Raw genomic sequence first — 17,522 nt, forward strand, 5'->3', positions numbered from 1 at the left:
GTCTCCTTATGTTTGATAAATAGGCAATGTTCCACTAATTCCAGTAACAAGTTCATTTAAAAAGAAAAACATTGGACATTTAAAGTAAAAACTGGAGCCGTGGGACGTTGTTGATTTGAGAGTTGCACTGATGTAAATAGAAATATTTTCTATTCCATAAATATTGTAATTTACACTCTTAAAAGTAAATGAGCTGGATAAGTTCGCACGACTTACGACTCGTCCATTATACCAATAAGGCGGGCTTGTTGGAGGAAAATCCGGAAAAGATAAACCTATAGCTACTTCAGCATAATCTTTTTCCACTGTGCAATTATAAAAATTAAAAACTTCTTGTAGTTTTTCTATGCTAATTGCAGCATCAAGTTTAAAATCCACAGCACACTGAAAATCAATCTCACTGTTTTTATTGGATTGAGATACACTCATTACTAAATTTCCATAATCATCTACATATAGATTCCAATCGTTCTGAACCGTACGCCAACTAATTGTATAACCTACTCCGCTAGTGAAAATCTTTCTATTTACACTCTCACTTGCTACCCACAGCTCTTTCTGTTTTCGGTTCACACTACCTTGGGGCAGCCACAACTCCTTTTGCTTACGGTTCACGCCACCGCTTGGTATCCACAACTCCGGCATTAGTACACACCCCAAATCTTACCCGCACCGATGTAATAGGACGGTGCTGAGGTAGATACAGTGAGAGCACTGGCAATGGAGGTAGTGTTGGCAGAGAGACCACCGTTAGCTGGTAGAGTTGTAGGGTAAGCTGGTAACTGCAATGTTGTTCCGTTTTTGGTCACTGCCGCCCCACCAATTGTTGCAGATTGTATGGCTACTGCAAGCTGGTTTTTCTGTGCCTGCGTCATGTGAGCGGTGGTGTCGGCGGTGTGGGAGTTTATCAGGTTGAGTAGGTTTCCTGCCGTACTCTCGTCGAGAATATCCTTAACATTATCAAACCACGCCTCGAAGTCAGTCTGCTGGGTAGATTTAAACTGAGCCAAATCCGCAGCAATCTGATTGTAAAAAGTGGTCGTATCAACCTGATTAACCACGCCAGTAACAATGCCACATACTGCTTTATCTAGCCGGGTGTCAGTAATCAGTGCCGGGGTGATTGCTGTTGTACCTGCCGGTATGCTGATTTCAGCAAGCTTTAAATCGTATAGCTCCAAGTCGCGCGCAATCTCTGGCGCTATGGGGTTGCTTGCAAAACTGCCCTGCAATACCCGCGTTGTAATACTGCGCTCATTTACATTCCATCGCAGCACAATCGTGTCTTTGCGATGCAATACGCCATCAGCATTGGCAATTGGCAAGGTAATGGGGGCATCGTTGCAGTAGTAGTAGCCGTTAATCCACGCTTTGCCAACGGGGAGTGTTACACTCATACCTCCACCAGGAGATAGGGCAAGCTCCCCGTTATAAACACCGCTACCTATAAAGCTGGATACCCATTTTGCCAGCCAGTCTGTAGAGTATTTCCGGTCACCGCTTACACTCCGAAAAAATCCGCTTGTTTCGGCCATTAAATATCATCTCCTAAATTAAGAGTTTCCGGCAGCGGAGTACCGCATACCGGTGTTATTGTTGCTACATTGTTTTCGTAAATTTCTTCAACTTCCGTTATCCGGCGGTTGAGCAGTAGCCCCCACTTTTCAAAGCTCACAATATCGCCCAAGTCCCAATCGTTGAGGTACTCAAAGTTAGCGGTGTCCACAGCGGCCGCCTCAAAGCTTTCGGTTCGGGCAGCTTCTGCCAGCTTTTCCAACCCGCGCTGGACGAGCTGCGCCCGATATTGTGCGTCGGTCAGCTCGCCTTTCTGCAGGTCGCGGGCATCTACCCACAATTCTCGCCTGGGCTCTCCGTTAGTTTGGTCTACCTCAACGAAAACTCGGGCGTTGCCCTCGCCCTCACCTGCCACATAGGCGTAGTTTTTAAACGCCTGCTCGTTATAGGTATACTGCGGGCTGGTGATGTTTCCAAACTCATCACTAAACAGTACATAAGGTCCGGCGCTCTGCACCACACTTTTATCAGCACCTTTGTATACCTCAAATACCCATTGCCGATTCGGCACGTCCAAACGAGCGATATATCCAAGACCAGACGCTTTTGCAAGAGCCGTTAGCGTAGTCAGCACGTTTTTTCCAGTCGCCTGAAAAGCGCAGGTTTCAGTGTATTCGTGTAACTCACCAAGGGCGAGTTGAGCAATCGGACGAGCAAAGATTGCATTGTCGGATACTACCTTTCGCATTCCCAGCTCCACCGAACCGCTGTAATTAATCGTTGGTGTGATAATTCGCTGGCAGAGTTGGCTAGTTCCCATACGCCCGGTGACGGTGATTTCTTCGCCACCTGCCGTGGACTCACCCACAACAACGCCCTCAATGATGCCAGCTTCTTTCCGTTCTGTCCGGTGGATGATGTTTCCAGGAGCCAGTGCTGTAAGATTATCTGCGGTAGCTGGGCAGTGCAGCTCAAACTCTCCCGGCTCAAAATATTTCCGTCTCCAGCGGAGGGAGGAAAAGCTATCTATCACGCCTATATTCACAATGGTTTGGCTATAAATTAGTAAATCCATGTCACACTCCCCAATACGCTTGTGTGTGGATGATACTCACATCAAGATTATCAATACCACTCTCTGCATCATACCGATACAAATTATCCCCCGGGTAAGCTTGCAGCCATACCGGGGGATACGCCATATAATTGTTTATGTTAGTGGTCTCGCCACCGCTGATTAGTTTCACACGCTTGTTCCCGGTTTCAGTGGTTATTATCACCATGTCCCCCGGGTGCATTGTGAGATTTATTTTCATGAGCTCTTGTCGATCTATGTTGTACAGTGATGGAGAAATTACCTCGCCAGTCGCTCGAAACTTGACTGTTAAGCCTTGCATGACATTACTACCGTTGTACACATTACCAATGAGGGTATTTACTTTGCGAGTAAGTTCAAATGGTTCCTCGGCGATTTCCAAATCCCATTCGATTAGGCCCTCCCACGAAGCGAGTTCCGTGAGCTGCTCGTCGATGTCGTACCATTTCGGATTGGGGCAAAGCAGAGATACAGTGATGTTTTTTAGCACCCCTTCCCCGCTTGGCTCCACGCTCTCTACATAATACCCCGTCTTGCGAGTCACATCGTCATCACTGTATTGGATAGTTCCGGCAGCTCGCGGTTGAAAAAACTGGTACAACCGGTTGCGCTGCTCCACATAATCTTCTTTGTGTACATCTAAAACGATAACAATGTTGCGTATGTCCGCAGTAGCCCCGGTGTAATTGGCCCCGTCTTGCCCGTTGCTTTTGGAAGTAGTGACGGTAAAATCCGACCCAAGCCCTGTTATGGACTTTACCCAAACTGGAGCAAACCAGCCTAGTTTGAGCTTATCTCCCTTTTGATTGATGCAGGTTATAACCATACTGTTACCTCCGTGCAATCAAGGCCAACCGTTGTGCGTTTAAGCGGTTAACACGGTTTACTTCTGCAGGTGTCGGAGCAGCAGGGCTATAATAATTGCTGGTATAATTAACGATTGGCGCTCCTGCACCGCTCATTCCGCCTGCGGTCGCGACAGCCGGTGAAGCAGCTACCGGTACAGATAAGTCAAAATTGGGGACTAGGTCACTAATAGCAGATGCCATCTGAGCGGAAACAGCTCTCATGCTGTCCTCAAAACCTACACCAATACCAAGCGCAATATTGGTGCCGATTTCATCCGCAAACAAACGCGACGGGGAGTGAATTTTTAGGTTCTTTTTAAATCCATCAATAATCCCATTTGCAAAGCTTTTAATTTTGCCTTGCAGCCAATCCATAGAGCCCCAAATGCCATCCCACATACCTTTTACAATGTTTTCACCTATTTCCAGCATTTTGCCCGGCAGTTCGCTAACAAACTCAACGACCTTGCCAACAAACTTCGGTATTTCTGTCGATGCTGTTGTGAGCAGATTTTGAGACCAATTCTTAACCTTATTTACTACATCAACCAGAAACGCCCATATCTTCCCCGGCAGTTGCGAAAACCATGTTCCGACGGAGTTAACCGTATTAGTTGCCGCTGTTGTTGCCGAGGTGTACATATTTGCGCCCCATGTGATAATGTTTGTTATTACAGTGTTCAAAAATGTCCATATCCGGCCGGGGAGTTGTGCAAACCAGTCGACAATACCCTGAATAATCTTAGGAAGTTCTGTTGTGACCCATGTCCACACACTTGCTCCAAAATTAAGTACTCCTGCAACAGTGGCCCCTAGCGAAAGACCAATGTTTGTGGGTAATTCATCGAACCAATTTATGATATTTCCAATAATCTCGGGAATTTTCTCCGTTATAAATGAGATTATTTCATTCCACGTGTCCGTGAAAAACTGCGCTACGGAATCCCATACGCCTGCCCACCAGTCAGGAACACTGGACATGAAACCCATAAAAGAATTAAACGCCTCTGGAATCGAAATTGTAAAGAAGTTTATTATGGAGGTTACCACCCCGCCAATTACAACCTTGATGTTCTCCCATATACCGATAACCGCGTTTCGAAAGCCTTCATTGGTGTTCCAAAGAACAACAAATCCAGCAGTGAGGGCAGCAATGGCGGCAATCACTATTCCGATTGGGTTTGCGTTCATGGCGGTATTTAAAAGCCATTGTGAAATTGTTGCGCCATCTTGGGCCAATTTAAATTTTGTAAAAGATTTAGTAGCAGAACTAATTAAACCATTTGCTAATTGAATCGTATTCCATGTTGCAAATGCCGCACCAATTCCTGCAATTCCAGAAACAATATACGAAGCGTTGTCCTTTACAAAAGTAAAGAAACTCGAAACCATATCTCCTAATTTTTCAACATCTATTGATTTCATCCAGTCTTGAAACCCAGCAGTTAATTCCTGAATAATAGGTATTAAGTTTTCAAGAAGTGGAGTTCCCACTTTTGCTTGAAATTGTCGCCACGTTTCGTTTAGGTTCCCCTGTACGTTTTCCCATCCGTCCGCTTCACGGGATGCTTGCCCCATCGCTCCGCTCAATTTTTGAGAGTCGGTAACCATTTTAAGCAACGTCTGCTGCTTTTGTATTTCTGACAGATCACTGTATTTCTTTCCAAACAGTTCAGTTGCTTTCGCGTTTCGCGTAGTTTCCGTTGCGGACACGCCAAGAGCTGCATCATTAGCAAAGTTTCCTTTTAAAAAAGACATCAGCGTGTCGCTGGTGTCTTCCAAACTTTTATCATAATAAGCTGCACTATCTGCTGCTGCTTGCAACGCTTCTTCCATTAGTCCCATGGAATCAGTGGCAGAACCACCGCTCGAACGTGCAAATGCGTAAATAGATGATGCTGTACTGTTTAGCCGGGTGTCTAGTATTCCGCTTGCGGTTGCCACTCTGTGAACAGCAGCTTCCGCCGAGCTTCCCATATCTCCAAAAGTTTGCTCAAACTGGGATTTTTCAGCCTTAACACCGGCGGCACTCTCAATAAAATCTTTTGCCATGTCTTTTGCAGCGCTTGCAAGTTTTTTTACGCCATCGACTATTACCTGAGATAAAATATTCGCTTTTAGAACATCAGCAAATTTCAGACTCCCATCGCTTGCATCTTGTACTGCTTTTTCAAAATCCTTAACCCCATCAGAAGCGTCATCGGTAGCATCATCTACTTTATTTAAAACGTTATTATTATCCTGAATCTGGCGCTCCATCTTATTAAGGTCTGCTGTTGCTTTGTTTACTGCCTGCTGCCACCCTTGAGTAACCTTATCATTCTCACCGTATTTTTCGGCAGAAGCGGCCAACCCATCTTTTAAAAGGTCTAGCTTTTGCTTTTGTGCTTCAATTTGCTTTGTGAGGACTTTGTTTTGTGCCGTCAGGTTTTCTTGAGATTTATCGTTTTTATCAAAAGTAGAGGTTACAGCTTGCATTTCGGTAGCAAGGGTCTTTTGAACCGTTGTGATAGACTGGATTTGTTTTCTAAATTCCGCCTCACCCTCAATTCCAATGCGAGGGCCTATATCGTATCCCATTAATTCACCAACTTTCTAAATCAGGTATAAGAAAACCACCCTCTCGAAAGAAGGTGGTTGAAATATATTTCAAATACATAAAATGTATGGTAATATGTGAAAAAGGAGTGATTTATTTGAAACAGGTTTCTAATAAAAACCTAAAAATAAGTAGATTTCTCGGGTGGCTCTTTGGAATAATTATTTCCCCTTTTTCTATTATTGCAGCAATCACAGTTCCTTTTATTGGAATTGTTCTGTTAGCTTTAAATGTATTATTAATTTGGTATGCAATACAAAGTTCAAAAGAGTTAAAACGTAGAAAATTAACCGAAAACATACACTCGAACTTAAAAGTTCAACCTTTACAACAGCAGAATTTAAAACAAGAAATATCTCGCCAACCTGATTCGTCTGTCCCTGAAAAAGAACCTATCATACGTATCCCTGATACTATAGGCGAATACAAGCTAGAATATAATTACAGAGATCTTCCTTTTAATGTGCTTGGGGATTTGAGCAGTGCCGTAGGTGGCGAAGAATTAACATTTTCTATTGAGCCAGAAGAAACATACATATATATTGGCGATATACTTATAGGTTCGATGCAGGAAAACCGTCAAAAAGATATGATTAGAGATTTTATAAACCGTTCAGAACCTATAAAAGCCGTTCTTTCCGCATACGACGGGGAATTGAGCGCTAAAATGTTTATAGCGTTCTATAGAACTCCAAAATATAAGCGATTGATGGAAAAAGGGGCTAAATTCACATCTTACAAACTTACAGGTACTAACAAATCTGAATTTCAGGATAATATAGCTCTGTGTTCCGTTGGGGAAAGCGTAGAATATTCTTACGATTTTGAAAAAGAAAAATACTTAGCAGCATGCGGCCTTGACATAGGTTATTTTCCTAAAAAACTGAACGAACTACTTGAATCTGAACCAGAAGTGTTTGTGCAATCGATTGAAGAAGATGTAGACGGGAAATACACAGTTGTTGTCAGCGTGTTCGATTAAAGCCACTTCGGCACTCCCTGCGCCCGCCGATACTCTTTACCATTAATAACGCGCGTGTTCGGGTCTTGATAAGTCAAGAAGTCGAACAGTGTTTCAAGGCTTGTCTTATCAATTTCATATAAACTCCATGTATAGTTCTTAGCAATTTCTCTGTACAGACCAATTAAAACTGTTTCAGGGTCAGCATTATCATCCGGGGCGCTTTTTGCGCCCCTTATCCGTTTTTTTGTACGATACCCATGATACCGTACACAAGGTTATTAATTTGTTCGTCAACTTCTTCGCTCGTTAATGACTTGAGCAACACGTCTGAGGTAAACTTGTTTCCGTAAACCTCGCAAATAAGATTTGCCTTTCGGTCGTTGCTTTCTTCCATTTGCTTTAAAATATCGGCCATATCATCCTCTGTCGGATTTTCTAGTGATTTTGCTTTCCTCACAAACTCAAGCTGATCCCGGTTAATTGCAAAAGCTTCTCTTGATTGCCACGCGGTGACCCGGCTTGCGGTATATAACTTTTTCCCAAGCTGTAAAGTAAGAGTTTTCATAAAATAACCTCCAATTTAATATTCGTTGCGCTCATGCACGCGCAGAATTGTATAAAGGGCCTCCTAATTTTTCAGGAAGCCCCTTTTGTTTTGTTACCCTTCTGGTGTAGTAATCGGCGTTTGTACCTTTGCAAACCAACCGGTGGCAGTAGCCACTTTAAAATTAACATCGTCAGTGTCCGCAAAAATGCGTTTCAGCCCCTTTTGTTTGCCTCCTACAGCAAACTTATGGGTTGTAACTACGGCGGTGTATGTCAGCTCATAAGTTTTTATATCAACAGAGCCAGATTTAGAAGCCGCTTCTTCTGCACCGCCGCTAAAAGTTCCTTTCATGTACTGGTAATATCGATAGTCTTCTGCGCCTTTATTGAAGCGGAACGATAACGCTATTTCCGGCGGAGTCGGTACACCATCATCTAGTACCATACCGTTTGCCTCATCATAATCTTTACCCAACAGCTCTGCAGCTGTATTAGCAGGTACACCGCTTACTGTTACCGTTAGAGTAGTTGTTCCTTCTGAAACATAATTAAAGGCTGCCACATTATCATAATAGGTAGGCGTGTTTTCTATCTCAACCTCACTGCTTATTTCGGCAGTTGGCGCAAGATATTTTGGCACTTCGGTGGTGTAATTCGCCTCGCTGTCTTCAGTGATTTTTGCATAATGGAGGTTATCTACACCAACAAATTCAGCGTATTTTTTATCCAATTGACATACCTCATTTCATAATTTTTTCGGTTTCTTCGTCTACCACGCGGCCCATCTCTGCTTGTGCTGGTTTTTTGGTGACGTTAACGGCTGGGCGCACAAAAGGGGTAGCATCTCGCACAGACGAGCCGCTTTCTACCGCGCGTGCAAGCAGTTGGTTAGGCACACCCTGCGGGTAAGCTTTTGTTGGGGCGCTACCATAGCCATCAAAACCGATTTTGGTATTGTGATTTCCTTGACTATCCATTGTGATAGGCGTAATTCCAAAACTTTCGGCAAGGTCGTCCTTTTGGCTTTGAGGTAGACCATTAAACTTCTCACCATTGGGCAAGTGACGGAATTTATCTTCTGGTAACGCTTCTAAATTACTTTTAATTTTATCCGCTACAATGTCAGCAGCCGCATAAATTGCCTTTTTCGCGATTTCATCAGAGCCAGCAGCTAACCGGGATAATTTCAAAGCCCATTCATCACCAGCCTTAAATGCAAATCGTGCCATCAGCGCACCACCTCCCACGTCCACTCGTAATGTGTGTATCCTGTGGTATCCTCGTACTGGATGCTGTTCAGGCCCCACGCAATATCAAGTCCGGAAAAAGCGTTTTCGATTGCATCAAAAAACGGGTCGTTATCCATTTTTGTAAAAAGGTGTGTTGTACCGGTCATAACTCTGGTTGTGGGTTTATTGTCTCCGTGACCGCTATATTCGCCATCTTCTGCCCAAACAATGTACCGGTCCGTCTTTTTAAACGCTTCGTAGTGACCCACGTTGTCCGTTACAGTCAGTAAAGCGTCCCGTATCATATCAAGGCACTGCATAATCACATTCCAGCCTTTCCAGTTCCAAATCCATTTTGGGTGGGCTTGTATCCTCCGGGTACTGCACCCTTGTAATGCGGTATTGCAGCCCGTCGTTGGGGACAGCTACGTCTTGCGGAGATACCTCACGCAACCGCGGTACACGCAGTACATAAGACACCTCTGCGCCCGTCTGCAAGGCGAGGCGAACACGGGTTAATCCTACGGTGCGTTCTTTATAACGGAGCGTGTGCTTTAACACAAGCCCCTCTTTTGGCTTATTTCCGGGCAACGCAATATTGTCCACCCTGTAAACTCTCACCGTACCGTCGTTGTGCGTTTGCGGTTTGCCTTTAATCACTGGCATTCACCGCTGTTTCAATTTGGAGCGAAAGAAGCTCATGCAGATAATTGCGTTGAAACTCATCTAGCGCATTACTGCGCACATATCGACAGTAGTCCATGAGCAGTTCCCGGGGCTTATCCTCTATTGTGTAATCCAGTTCAGCACCTGCTGTCTTATTCAGATATCGCATTCCGCGCAAAACAATCCCCGACAGCTTTGTATCGCCATCGGGGTCATCCCATGTAATATCGAGATAATTTTTCACTGCTTTAAGCAGTCCTTCGGGTAGTGGCATTTATGTCACCTGCCTACGCCTGTTCTTTTGTTTTTACCGTGCCTTTGACTTCGTTCACAACCACTTGCTGCACAGTGGGCTTAAGGTTTGTAATATCCAGCAGCTTAAAGCTGTTGTTATCTTTCGGCTGACCATGGCCGTAGAATTTTGTCAAGTACATACGCTCATCTTCAAGGAAGTGATAGCTGTCATCATACTCAATCTTTCCGGATTTACCAGTACCAGCAGCCATTAGGTAACGCTTGCCAAGGCCGATAATTGCTTCATTGTCTGCAATGCAGGTAGACTGAATTACAGTTGTTGGGAAGGGAAATACGTTATTCGTATAAGTACCATCTGCACCACGCACTGTGGTTGCAGGCATAACCTTGGTTAGATAATCTGTGGGAGAAACCACTAAAATGACTCCCTGAACAATTCTAGGGTTATCGTTCTCTGTTTTTGCCATTGTTGCAAGCAAGGCTCCATAAGTAATTGGGTCGAAAGAAGTAAAAACAACTTTTTCTTTATCGGGGTACCCAGTTGTTGGGCTTACAGAACCAGCCATATCTTTTCTCATACCAATCGGTTCATGTAGATTAGCTGTCTGCCCTTTACCGTTCAAAACTCCATCTTCTAAACCGAAATATAGTGCTTCGGATAAAACAGTACGAACATACCGGTCAAGCCACGCGGGGCCAAGGTCAAGCATCGCTTTACAAACAGGAAGGAATGCAGATAGTTTATTTTGCTGCAAATCAATCTTGCGAAATCCAGAGGTCAACTCTTTTACAATCTCTGCGCACAGCGGTGACCATGTAGCTAGCTGACGGGGATTTTCGTTCAACAACCACTCCGTAACAGCACCAGCGTTCTGAAAATCAATTGCGTCGAGTAGCGGGTGATCAGTTATCAAATCCTCGAACACCGAATCAATAACGGTTTTCGGCATTACGACTTCTAAATCTGTAACTGCCTGCTTTGGGTTTCCAGATTTCATAGCGCCAATTACAGCGTTATAATATTTAGTCTCTTCTCCGGTAAGCTGTCGCACACCACGCTGTGCCAACACTGCAACATCGTTTGCAGCCATCAGCTCTTTAGCTTCCGAGAGCACTGCTTGTTGGATAGATTCTGCAAATTCTGTAAAAGCCTGTGAAAAAGCGGTGTCGTCTCCATCTTTAACCGCCTGGTTAATTTTCTGCATAATAGCAGCGTTTTCTTTCTGTACAAGGTCAAGCGATTTCATTGCAAACAGCTGGATATTCGGCTTAAGATAAGTATTCTTCATTTATTCAATCCTTTCCGCCCAGTAGGGCATTCAAAAATTTCATCGTGTTGTTTTCAGTGGAGATAGCAGGCTCTTGCTTTGCCGCAGCCGTAATCTTTTGCATCACGATGTCTGCGACCTTCTCAGCCTCTATATGGATTGTAGCGGCTGTCTGTGCGCTTCTCGCTGTAACCTTTTCCAATATCATGCTCATGGCGCTCTGATTGGCAATATCGCTTGTCTGCTCAGATAATACAGAGGTTGCAAAACCCATCTTTACAGCTTCGTCGGGCAAAATCCATGTACCTTCGTGATTTTCCCCATCAAGCATAGCGTCCAACTCTTCCCGGCTGATTTTAACTTTCTCTGCGTAGGCATTCCCGGCAGCTTGAGAGATTTTTTCCAGCCTTTCGGCATGCTGTCGGAGTTGAGCAGCGTTTCCCACCGCCTGATTCCAAGCGTTGTGTATCATCAATGCAGATGCCGCGCCCATAATACGCTCTTCTCCAGCCATAAACACAATCGACGCCGCAGAGCAAGCAAAGCCATCGCAATATGTCACAATCTTCGCCGGATGGCTTTTCAAAGTGTTGCAAATGGCCAGTCCTTCCGATGTATAGCCACCGCAGCTGTTAATGCGGACATTAATGGTATCCACATCCAGACTTTTAATCTCGTTTGCAATGGACAAACTGGATACTTCTCCGAGTCCATCAAGGCCCCACGCCTGATTCAGGCCGGTTTCAAACGCATCCACAATGTCGCCAAAGATATAAAGGTCTGCTTCTCGGCCTGCCGTAGCTAAAGAGTAATACTTTTTCATTTCTGTTCACCTCCCTTCAAAGTGTTTGCTTGTTCAAGCGCTTCTTTAAATGGCATGTAATTCCGAGTAATAAAGTGTTCATTTGCCCACGGTTCATCAATTGTTGGCTCATCTACCATCTTTAAAATATCGTTGATACTCCGTGCGCCGCTGGAAATCAGCTTATCCACGTTGTTTGCAATATCGAACCAGTCAATATGCTTGATTGTTTTGGTGTCAATTTGCAGATAATTCCCGCTCTGCATACCTTTCAAACCGTATCGCTTGCGATTGATTTCCTCTTGCAGTATGACCGTAAGAGGGTCTACACAAAACGTTAATGTGTAATCCAGAGCGTTTCCAACGTCTTGCACATCACCGCGCAATAGCGCCGGGTGAATGCCAACCGCTTTAGCAGTAAAATCAGAGATATCATCCACCATAGCGCGAATATCGCGGGTGGATTCGCTGGAATAGGTCTTTTGTGTGAGTTCTTTCCATTCCTGCCCTGAGCCGAGGGGCAGGGCAGCGTTATCGCTGTTCAGCCATGTTTTGATTTGGTTATTGATAATATTGTCGAACGCTTCGCGCTCTTTTGTCCCTGCAACCGGAATCGTGCCGTATTGGTAAACGCCCTTTGTCCCGCGCGATTTCTGGTATGCTTTCATGCTGTACGCCAGTAGTTTAGAGTATCCTGCATACAGTGCATCCACAACCTTTTTCATGTCACGTTCACCAAGCTGCCAGTATAAAACTTCCGATTGCGTAAACGTTCTGGTAAAAGAAAAATCTCCAATGGTTACATTGGAGAAAATATCCTCATAAAGCGCATACGGCGTTTTAACGAAGCTATCAGCTACATACAGCCTACCGCCATACTCCACAATCAAGCACTCATTGCGCCGGTACAGATGCGCTATCCATTTGTGAATAAAACCGCTGCTGTTCTGATTCTGGTTTGGCTCAACGTTCCACAGGTAGTATTCCGGTCCTTGTGTTTCTTTTTTGTTTACAAAGGTCTTAAATTCACATTTGCTGACCGCATTTGCAATCATGTTGATTGCTGACCAAAAAGCCAATTCACGGTAGCACAGTTCGCCCACCAACTCAGCGTATTCCTCAACCAGCGCAGAATCAAAACCGCTAACCGGTACATGTTTACCGCCCATCTTTTCTTGTAAAAAAGATATAAGCCCCAATTCATCACCCCTTTCATCCTATAATCACCGGAATGTCGTCATAGGTAGATTCATTTTCTTCCAAGACACTCTCAACGCACATTCCGTGTACGACCGCCATCCACGGGTCTGTTTTTCTGGATTTCGATTCGATTTTAGCATAGTAGAAATTCCCGGTATCTGTACCCTCTTTGCGCCCTCGCGCTTCTTTTTTGGTATTGCGTACCGCCCAGCGTAACGGAGGATAATCACCCCACACAAACGATTGATTTGTAAATGCGCTCTCAATCACAGGGATTGTACGCATGATGTCATTAGGCCTGATACACACAACGTTTTTATAAACGTCACGGTCAAAACCAACAGCACGCAAAGAGCGAGTCACCACGGCGTAGCGGTTGTTATCCAACGCCAGCTTTTTGATGTTATACTTCCGCGCCTGCTCTGCTATCCATTCAGCAATCAAATCCGGGTTAATCTCTTTTTCATCAACCTGCGTAAGCCAGCCCTTTTCTGCCCAATCTTGCCAAGGAATTTTTAGGCGATTAAGGTCTTTAGAGTGCAGGCACAACCAAGAGTGATTGATATCATATCGCTTACCGTCAACTTTAAAATGCAGGTTTGCACTTGCAAAGTCATTGATTGCCGCATAGTCAATACTGACGATGCAGTTTTTTCCGGTCAAGTCTGGTATAGGTTTGTTTGTGGCTTTTACGTTTTCTTCTTCCGTGACCGGGGTTTCTTCCCCGCTTAGAGGTAAGTTCATTCGCTTAGTGTAAAAATCCAACCGAACCTGATTTTTATAATCTTTATCGATAAACTCCTGATCCATTTGCATTTTGAGTTCAGGAAAGTAATTGATAGACGGACAAGACTTTTCCCACAAATCCGGGTTATTACACTCTTCATAAGAGTCCATTTTAAAAATAAGAGGGCAAAGTCTGCTATTGGGGATTGTACCGTCCAACACATCATTTGCAAGCCGCAAATCTTCATCTAGTACGCCATCGCGTATATAGCCGTTTGTAGTAATTTTGAAAATTCGGCTGTGCTTACGCTTACCGAAGCCAGACTGAAATACACCAATAGTTTTCGAATTTTCATACTCATGCTCTTCATCAAAAATTAAACATGCCGAACGCTTACCGTCTTTCGTGCGGGCGTTGGACGTGTTGTATCTGATATATGACCGGGTATTAAGATTTCGGATTTCCTCTTTGGATTTGTAAAAGAATTTCTTCGACTTTACCCAAGTATCCTCAAGCATAGTGTAAATGTCGTTAAAAGAAGTTTCGGCCTGATCTTCGCTGTTGGCGATGATATCTACGTTATACCCCTTTACACCGTGATACTTGGTAGTGAGATACCACGCAAGGCCAGAGATAAAACCGTTCTTACCGTTGCCACGACCCATCATGATAAAAAACTCACCGAAAACTACCGTGTCGTTCTGCCGATAGTAGCAATGTACCAAGGCAATAATAAAACGCTCCCACGGTAGGAGCGTCATTTCAAAGTAGCGTTCAATGAGTTCAATCGCTTTTTCAGTTTTACCAGTGTCAATTCGCACGTCGGCAGGAGGGGAAAGCTTGCGGTCGATGTAATCCATAGCTTGATGCAGTTCTTTAGACGCTTTGATTTTTCCAGAGCGCACAGCTTGCATATATTCATCTATGCACTTACATTTCGTCATCTCCATCACCGCCTGTCTGCGTTGGCTTTATTCCCAATTCAGACAGCAGTTTCAACATTTGGGCGTTCACCTTGATTCGTTGCTCAACGCTATCGTTTTTCTTCCGGCCTTTCTGCCCGCCGCCGTTATCATACTCGACGCTGACACCGCGTTCTTGGATGTCCTCAACCAGCAAGCTTTTTGTAATCCACAAATCCATGTAATCACAAACCAGATCAACGTAATATTTTCCGGTTGTTCCATTGCGGTCGAGCTGGTCAAGCAGATCGGTTTTGATTTCTGAGTATAGTTCCGAGTTGAGATGTTTTTGTGTTGCTTCATTTACCACTTATACCACCCCCTCCGTTATGTGCGCGAGGTAAATATCATTTGTCACCAACCCACCCGAGTAACGCCGTCCAGATTAAACTACGTTTTATTTGACCGGGGGTACCTTTACAATAATCACATAAATCAACTCCAATCCTCCGCCCATGGTTCGGGCTTTGATTTTCTCAACCTCTCCGGATGACATACTGTTTCATGGCAAGTATGACATACGCTTATAAGATTACGTTTGGTTTGTCCTTTGCCATCCACATATGTTTTGCTCAACGCTAGCTCTGGATGCAACCGCACATAGTTAACATGATGCACGTGGTTAGCTCGTGCATACTTTCCTTTGCTCTTGCATATCTGACAGTCGTTATTATCTTCTTTCAATACTTCTCGGCGTAGTTTGCGCCACGGTGGAGATACGTAAAATTCATGTATACGTCCTGTTGCTATTAGCTGGCGGATGTATTTTTCTGTCATTTGGATTCTTCTCCTGATATAAACACCTTGGCAGCATGCAGTACGGCACACCCGCCTTGTGGTAATCGTTCCATGGGCAAATAATGCACTTCACTACTGTCACCTCCTTTAATTGGGTATGAAAAAGGACGCCTCATAGGGCGCCCTTAACTATTAGCGGAGATTCCTAAACAATGGATTTTTACTTTCATCAACTATACCTAAATAATCGGATTTTTCATATAAAAATTCCTTATTATAATTTTTGGGGAAGTTCTCTATCAGAAAAGTTATTAGTCTCTTATCATCATATCCAAGAATGATAAAATTTCGCTTGTTTTTATGCCTCAAAGCTTTTTTATTAATAACTTTTCCGGATTTTAACTCAGAAATAGGAATTGACGTGATATATAAAAGGCTTACGGTTCTTCCGTTTCCTCCATATTTTATATATAAGCCCCATTCTGTAACATCGCAGAATTTGATTTTGCGGCGTAAGAAACCATGTTTGAAGAAGATAATTTCATTTTCCGTTACTTTAACAAAAGTCAAAAGAAGAGTAATCAATATAGTGCCAGGTATTACAAAAAAAAGCAAAGGGAAAAAATATACTGAGTAGTAATTCCCTTTTTCTGCAGATGCCTTTGTCACAATGGTCCCTAATATACACGATGCAACAATCAATATAGGTAGAATATCTATGGCTGTATGATAAGGCCAATAATATTTATTTTTCATCTTTTGGCTCCTACAATTTATTAACCTTATACTAAAACTAAATATTTATAAAGTCAACATATTAATTATACGCTTTTATTCTACGTGTAGCCGTCTGAAAATGCTGCTTATCCCACTCAAACCCGGTATAATTGCGGCCAGAATTGATACAAGCGACTGCCGTTGTGCCGCTGCCCATGCAGTTATCCAGCACAAGGTCGCCTGGATTAGTGTATGTTCGGATGAGGTATTCAAATAAAGCAACTGGCTTTTGCGTTGGATGAAGACCTCTCTCGCATTTTACTTCCAGTAGCTGGCGTGGATAATGTACAACACAGGTTTCTGTATCGTGAGATAAGCTACCGTCTGCTGCATAAACAAAATCACCATGCGCTGGTGCCTTTTTCCCCCGTTGTATAATAGGCTTATCCAGTACGATGATTCCCTGCGGGTTGTACGTGGGTAAATGCTTATAGAAAACACAAACTTCTTCTACACATCGTAGCGGCTGCCTTTTTGCGTTCGCGAACCCGGTTATCATATTTTTCTTCCAGTACCAGCAATACCGGAATAACTTCGGTTGGCTACTGATTAATCTTGTGGTAAATGGCTGGCATGCTGTTAAAACAATAGCCCCGTTGTCCTTGATGATGCGTAGATACTGCTGCCACAGCTGGTCAAATGGAAGCAAGCTGTCCCATCTGCAGTCCGTAATACCATACGGTAAATCGCAAAGTATCATATCGATACTTTTATCCGGATACATACTCATACCGGACAGGCAGTCCATATTAAATATTTTATTGGTGTAGTTCATATACGGCTCCTTTCATAGGACCCGCACAAAGGTATGAAAAAACGCCCGGCTATGCGCCAAGCGTTTGATACAAAATTCCCATAATATTATTTTACAGTATCTAATACGTACATTTCGTACAATTTAAGAATCTGTCAATTTTTCTTCTAGGATACTGCTCGTCGTGGTGCCCGATTTTAAATGCTGTCTGTTGCCATGTTAGGTCCTGTATGTAGTACAGCATAATTATCTGTCGAATTTCGCTGTCCTCAATACTTTCGATAAACCGGTCAAGCTTGTCGTATTCCTCTTGGCGCCGGCGCTCACGTTCCGCAATTGCCAACTTGATTTTTTGAAGTCGGGCATCTTCATCGTTAAATGCCGCGGTTTCGGTAGGAGGAACTCCACAAACCGTAACGCTATGCTTTTGGTACGGCGGGTATTTGCTCGATGCTTCCACACAGTTTGGTGTTTTCATACTGCGCATATTATTTCGGATTTCTGCGCGCTGCTCTTTTAGCAGCTGAATCTCACGCTTTAAATCGCGCAGCTGAGATAGTTCTTTTTTGGTCACTT

General features: G+C 43.8%; 21 protein-coding genes. 1 reads left to right on the plus strand and 20 read right to left on the minus strand.

The genetic code is table 11. The annotated features are described in order from the left end of the window. Nucleotides 1–6 precede the first annotated feature (6 nt). Genes CAN90_RS10840 through CAN90_RS10860 form a run of 5 tightly spaced genes read right to left on the minus strand, consistent with a single transcriptional unit; the run spans nucleotide 7 to nucleotide 6,039 of the window. Complete coding sequence (locus CAN90_RS10840) at nucleotides 7–645, minus strand: hypothetical protein (RefSeq protein ID WP_085833835.1); 639 nt, start codon at nucleotides 643–645, stop codon at nucleotides 7–9. Next, the gene (locus CAN90_RS10845) at nucleotides 645–1,535 is read right to left on the minus strand and encodes a hypothetical protein (protein ID WP_085833836.1); all 891 of its coding nucleotides are present in this window, start codon (nucleotides 1,533–1,535) and stop codon (nucleotides 645–647) included. The genes CAN90_RS10840 and CAN90_RS10845 overlap by 1 nt, the downstream gene beginning before the upstream one ends. After that, entirely contained in the window at nucleotides 1,535–2,590 is a 1,056-nt protein-coding gene (locus CAN90_RS10850; protein WP_085833837.1) for a siphovirus ReqiPepy6 Gp37-like family protein, read from the minus strand. The genes CAN90_RS10845 and CAN90_RS10850 overlap by 1 nt, the downstream gene beginning before the upstream one ends. Before the next feature lies 1 nt (nucleotide 2,591). After that, nucleotides 2,592–3,437 carry a phage tail domain-containing protein gene (locus CAN90_RS10855; RefSeq protein ID WP_085833838.1) on the minus strand — a complete coding sequence of 282 codons (846 nt, stop codon included), beginning with the start codon at nucleotides 3,435–3,437 and terminating at the stop codon, nucleotides 2,592–2,594. Nucleotides 3,438–3,441: 4 nt separating this feature from the next. Further along, complete coding sequence (locus CAN90_RS10860) at nucleotides 3,442–6,039, minus strand: phage tail protein (protein ID WP_085833839.1); 2,598 nt, start codon at nucleotides 6,037–6,039, stop codon at nucleotides 3,442–3,444. A gap of 116 nt (nucleotides 6,040–6,155) precedes the next feature. On the opposite strand from CAN90_RS10860, the gene CAN90_RS10865 reads away from it, so the two are divergent. Further along, nucleotides 6,156–7,040, plus strand: coding sequence for a hypothetical protein (locus CAN90_RS10865; RefSeq protein ID WP_085833840.1), 885 nt, complete (start codon nucleotides 6,156–6,158; stop codon nucleotides 7,038–7,040). A 214-nt stretch (nucleotides 7,041–7,254) separates the two neighbouring features. On the opposite strand, the gene gpG is transcribed toward CAN90_RS10865, so the two are convergent. The 15 genes from gpG to CAN90_RS10940 all read right to left on the minus strand — a co-directional run bounded on the left by gpG (nucleotide 7,255) and on the right by CAN90_RS10940 (nucleotide 17,520). Beyond that, nucleotides 7,255–7,587: a phage tail assembly chaperone G gene (gene gpG / locus CAN90_RS10870; RefSeq protein WP_085833841.1), complete on the minus strand. Its 333-nt coding sequence runs from the start codon at nucleotides 7,585–7,587 to the stop codon at nucleotides 7,255–7,257. 93 nt (nucleotides 7,588–7,680) lie between these two features. After that, nucleotides 7,681–8,298 carry a major tail protein gene (locus tag CAN90_RS10875; RefSeq protein ID WP_085833842.1) on the minus strand — a complete coding sequence of 206 codons (618 nt, stop codon included), beginning with the start codon at nucleotides 8,296–8,298 and terminating at the stop codon, nucleotides 7,681–7,683. A 10-nt stretch (nucleotides 8,299–8,308) separates the two neighbouring features. Beyond that, the gene (locus tag CAN90_RS10880) at nucleotides 8,309–8,797 is read right to left on the minus strand and encodes a hypothetical protein (RefSeq protein WP_085833843.1); all 489 of its coding nucleotides are present in this window, start codon (nucleotides 8,795–8,797) and stop codon (nucleotides 8,309–8,311) included. Then, nucleotides 8,797–9,117: a hypothetical protein gene (locus tag CAN90_RS10885; protein WP_085833844.1), complete on the minus strand. Its 321-nt coding sequence runs from the start codon at nucleotides 9,115–9,117 to the stop codon at nucleotides 8,797–8,799. The genes CAN90_RS10880 and CAN90_RS10885 overlap by 1 nt, the downstream gene beginning before the upstream one ends. After that, nucleotides 9,104–9,457, minus strand: a complete 354-nt coding sequence (locus CAN90_RS10890; protein ID WP_085833845.1) for a hypothetical protein — start codon at nucleotides 9,455–9,457, stop codon at nucleotides 9,104–9,106. Before CAN90_RS10890 ends, CAN90_RS10885 begins: the two co-directional genes overlap by 14 nt. Next, nucleotides 9,450–9,737: a hypothetical protein gene (locus CAN90_RS10895; RefSeq protein ID WP_085833846.1), complete on the minus strand. Its 288-nt coding sequence runs from the start codon at nucleotides 9,735–9,737 to the stop codon at nucleotides 9,450–9,452. The genes CAN90_RS10890 and CAN90_RS10895 overlap by 8 nt, the downstream gene beginning before the upstream one ends. Nucleotides 9,738–9,750: 13 nt before the next feature. Beyond that, nucleotides 9,751–11,007, minus strand: a complete 1,257-nt coding sequence (locus tag CAN90_RS10900) for a phage major capsid protein (protein ID WP_242953635.1) — start codon at nucleotides 11,005–11,007, stop codon at nucleotides 9,751–9,753. A gap of 4 nt (nucleotides 11,008–11,011) precedes the next feature. Further along, entirely contained in the window at nucleotides 11,012–11,809 is a 798-nt protein-coding gene (locus CAN90_RS10905; RefSeq protein WP_085833847.1) for a head maturation protease, ClpP-related, read from the minus strand. Further along, entirely contained in the window at nucleotides 11,806–12,987 is a 1,182-nt protein-coding gene (locus CAN90_RS10910) for a phage portal protein (protein WP_085833848.1), read from the minus strand. The genes CAN90_RS10905 and CAN90_RS10910 overlap by 4 nt, the downstream gene beginning before the upstream one ends. A gap of 13 nt (nucleotides 12,988–13,000) precedes the next feature. Then, nucleotides 13,001–14,659, minus strand: coding sequence for a terminase large subunit domain-containing protein (locus CAN90_RS10915; protein WP_242953636.1), 1,659 nt, complete (start codon nucleotides 14,657–14,659; stop codon nucleotides 13,001–13,003). Next, nucleotides 14,646–14,987 (minus strand): P27 family phage terminase small subunit, encoded by a 342-nt coding sequence (locus CAN90_RS10920; protein WP_085833849.1) that lies wholly within the window; start codon nucleotides 14,985–14,987, stop codon nucleotides 14,646–14,648. The genes CAN90_RS10915 and CAN90_RS10920 overlap by 14 nt, the downstream gene beginning before the upstream one ends. A 125-nt stretch (nucleotides 14,988–15,112) precedes the next feature. Beyond that, nucleotides 15,113–15,454: an HNH endonuclease gene (locus tag CAN90_RS10925; RefSeq protein WP_085833850.1), complete on the minus strand. Its 342-nt coding sequence runs from the start codon at nucleotides 15,452–15,454 to the stop codon at nucleotides 15,113–15,115. Nucleotides 15,455–15,607: 153 nt separating this feature from the next. Then, a complete protein-coding gene (locus tag CAN90_RS10930) occupies nucleotides 15,608–16,171 on the minus strand; it encodes a hypothetical protein (RefSeq protein WP_085833851.1) in 564 nt (187 codons plus the stop codon). A gap of 61 nt (nucleotides 16,172–16,232) precedes the next feature. After that, nucleotides 16,233–16,967 (minus strand): DNA-methyltransferase, encoded by a 735-nt coding sequence (locus CAN90_RS10935; RefSeq protein WP_085833852.1) that lies wholly within the window; start codon nucleotides 16,965–16,967, stop codon nucleotides 16,233–16,235. Nucleotides 16,968–17,067: 100 nt separating this feature from the next. Further along, nucleotides 17,068–17,520 (minus strand): hypothetical protein, encoded by a 453-nt coding sequence (locus tag CAN90_RS10940; protein WP_085833853.1) that lies wholly within the window; start codon nucleotides 17,518–17,520, stop codon nucleotides 17,068–17,070. Nucleotides 17,521–17,522 lie beyond the last annotated feature (2 nt).

This window comes from Clostridium merdae, from assembly GCF_900176635.1.
GTDB classification, from domain to species: domain Bacteria; phylum Bacillota; class Clostridia; order Oscillospirales; family Acutalibacteraceae; genus Faecalispora; species Faecalispora merdae.

What these genes read in the sequence shown, in the direction of transcription:
- CAN90_RS10840 (WP_085833835.1), bottom strand. Translation starts at nt 645, where the DNA reads ATGCCGGAGTTGTGGATACCAAGCGGTGGCGTGAACCGTAAGCAAAAG.
- CAN90_RS10845 (WP_085833836.1), bottom strand. Translation starts at nt 1,535, where the DNA reads ATGGCCGAAACAAGCGGATTTTTTCGGAGTGTAAGCGGTGACCGGAAA.
- CAN90_RS10850 (WP_085833837.1), bottom strand. Translation starts at nt 2,590, where the DNA reads ATGGATTTACTAATTTATAGCCAAACCATTGTGAATATAGGCGTGATA.
- CAN90_RS10855 (WP_085833838.1), bottom strand. Translation starts at nt 3,437, where the DNA reads ATGGTTATAACCTGCATCAATCAAAAGGGAGATAAGCTCAAACTAGGC.
- CAN90_RS10860 (WP_085833839.1), bottom strand. Translation starts at nt 6,039, where the DNA reads ATGGGATACGATATAGGCCCTCGCATTGGAATTGAGGGTGAGGCGGAA.
- gpG (WP_085833841.1), bottom strand. Translation starts at nt 7,587, where the DNA reads ATGAAAACTCTTACTTTACAGCTTGGGAAAAAGTTATATACCGCAAGC.
- CAN90_RS10880 (WP_085833843.1), bottom strand. Translation starts at nt 8,797, where the DNA reads ATGGCACGATTTGCATTTAAGGCTGGTGATGAATGGGCTTTGAAATTA.
- CAN90_RS10885 (WP_085833844.1), bottom strand. Translation starts at nt 9,117, where the DNA reads ATGCAGTGCCTTGATATGATACGGGACGCTTTACTGACTGTAACGGAC.
- CAN90_RS10895 (WP_085833846.1), bottom strand. Translation starts at nt 9,737, where the DNA reads ATGCCACTACCCGAAGGACTGCTTAAAGCAGTGAAAAATTATCTCGAT.
- CAN90_RS10900 (WP_242953635.1), bottom strand. Translation starts at nt 11,007, where the DNA reads ATGAAGAATACTTATCTTAAGCCGAATATCCAGCTGTTTGCAATGAAA.
- CAN90_RS10905 (WP_085833847.1), bottom strand. Translation starts at nt 11,809, where the DNA reads ATGAAAAAGTATTACTCTTTAGCTACGGCAGGCCGAGAAGCAGACCTT.
- CAN90_RS10915 (WP_242953636.1), bottom strand. Translation starts at nt 14,659, where the DNA reads ATGACGAAATGTAAGTGCATAGATGAATATATGCAAGCTGTGCGCTCT.
- CAN90_RS10925 (WP_085833850.1), bottom strand. Translation starts at nt 15,454, where the DNA reads ATGACAGAAAAATACATCCGCCAGCTAATAGCAACAGGACGTATACAT.
- CAN90_RS10930 (WP_085833851.1), bottom strand. Translation starts at nt 16,171, where the DNA reads ATGAAAAATAAATATTATTGGCCTTATCATACAGCCATAGATATTCTA.
- CAN90_RS10935 (WP_085833852.1), bottom strand. Translation starts at nt 16,967, where the DNA reads ATGAACTACACCAATAAAATATTTAATATGGACTGCCTGTCCGGTATG.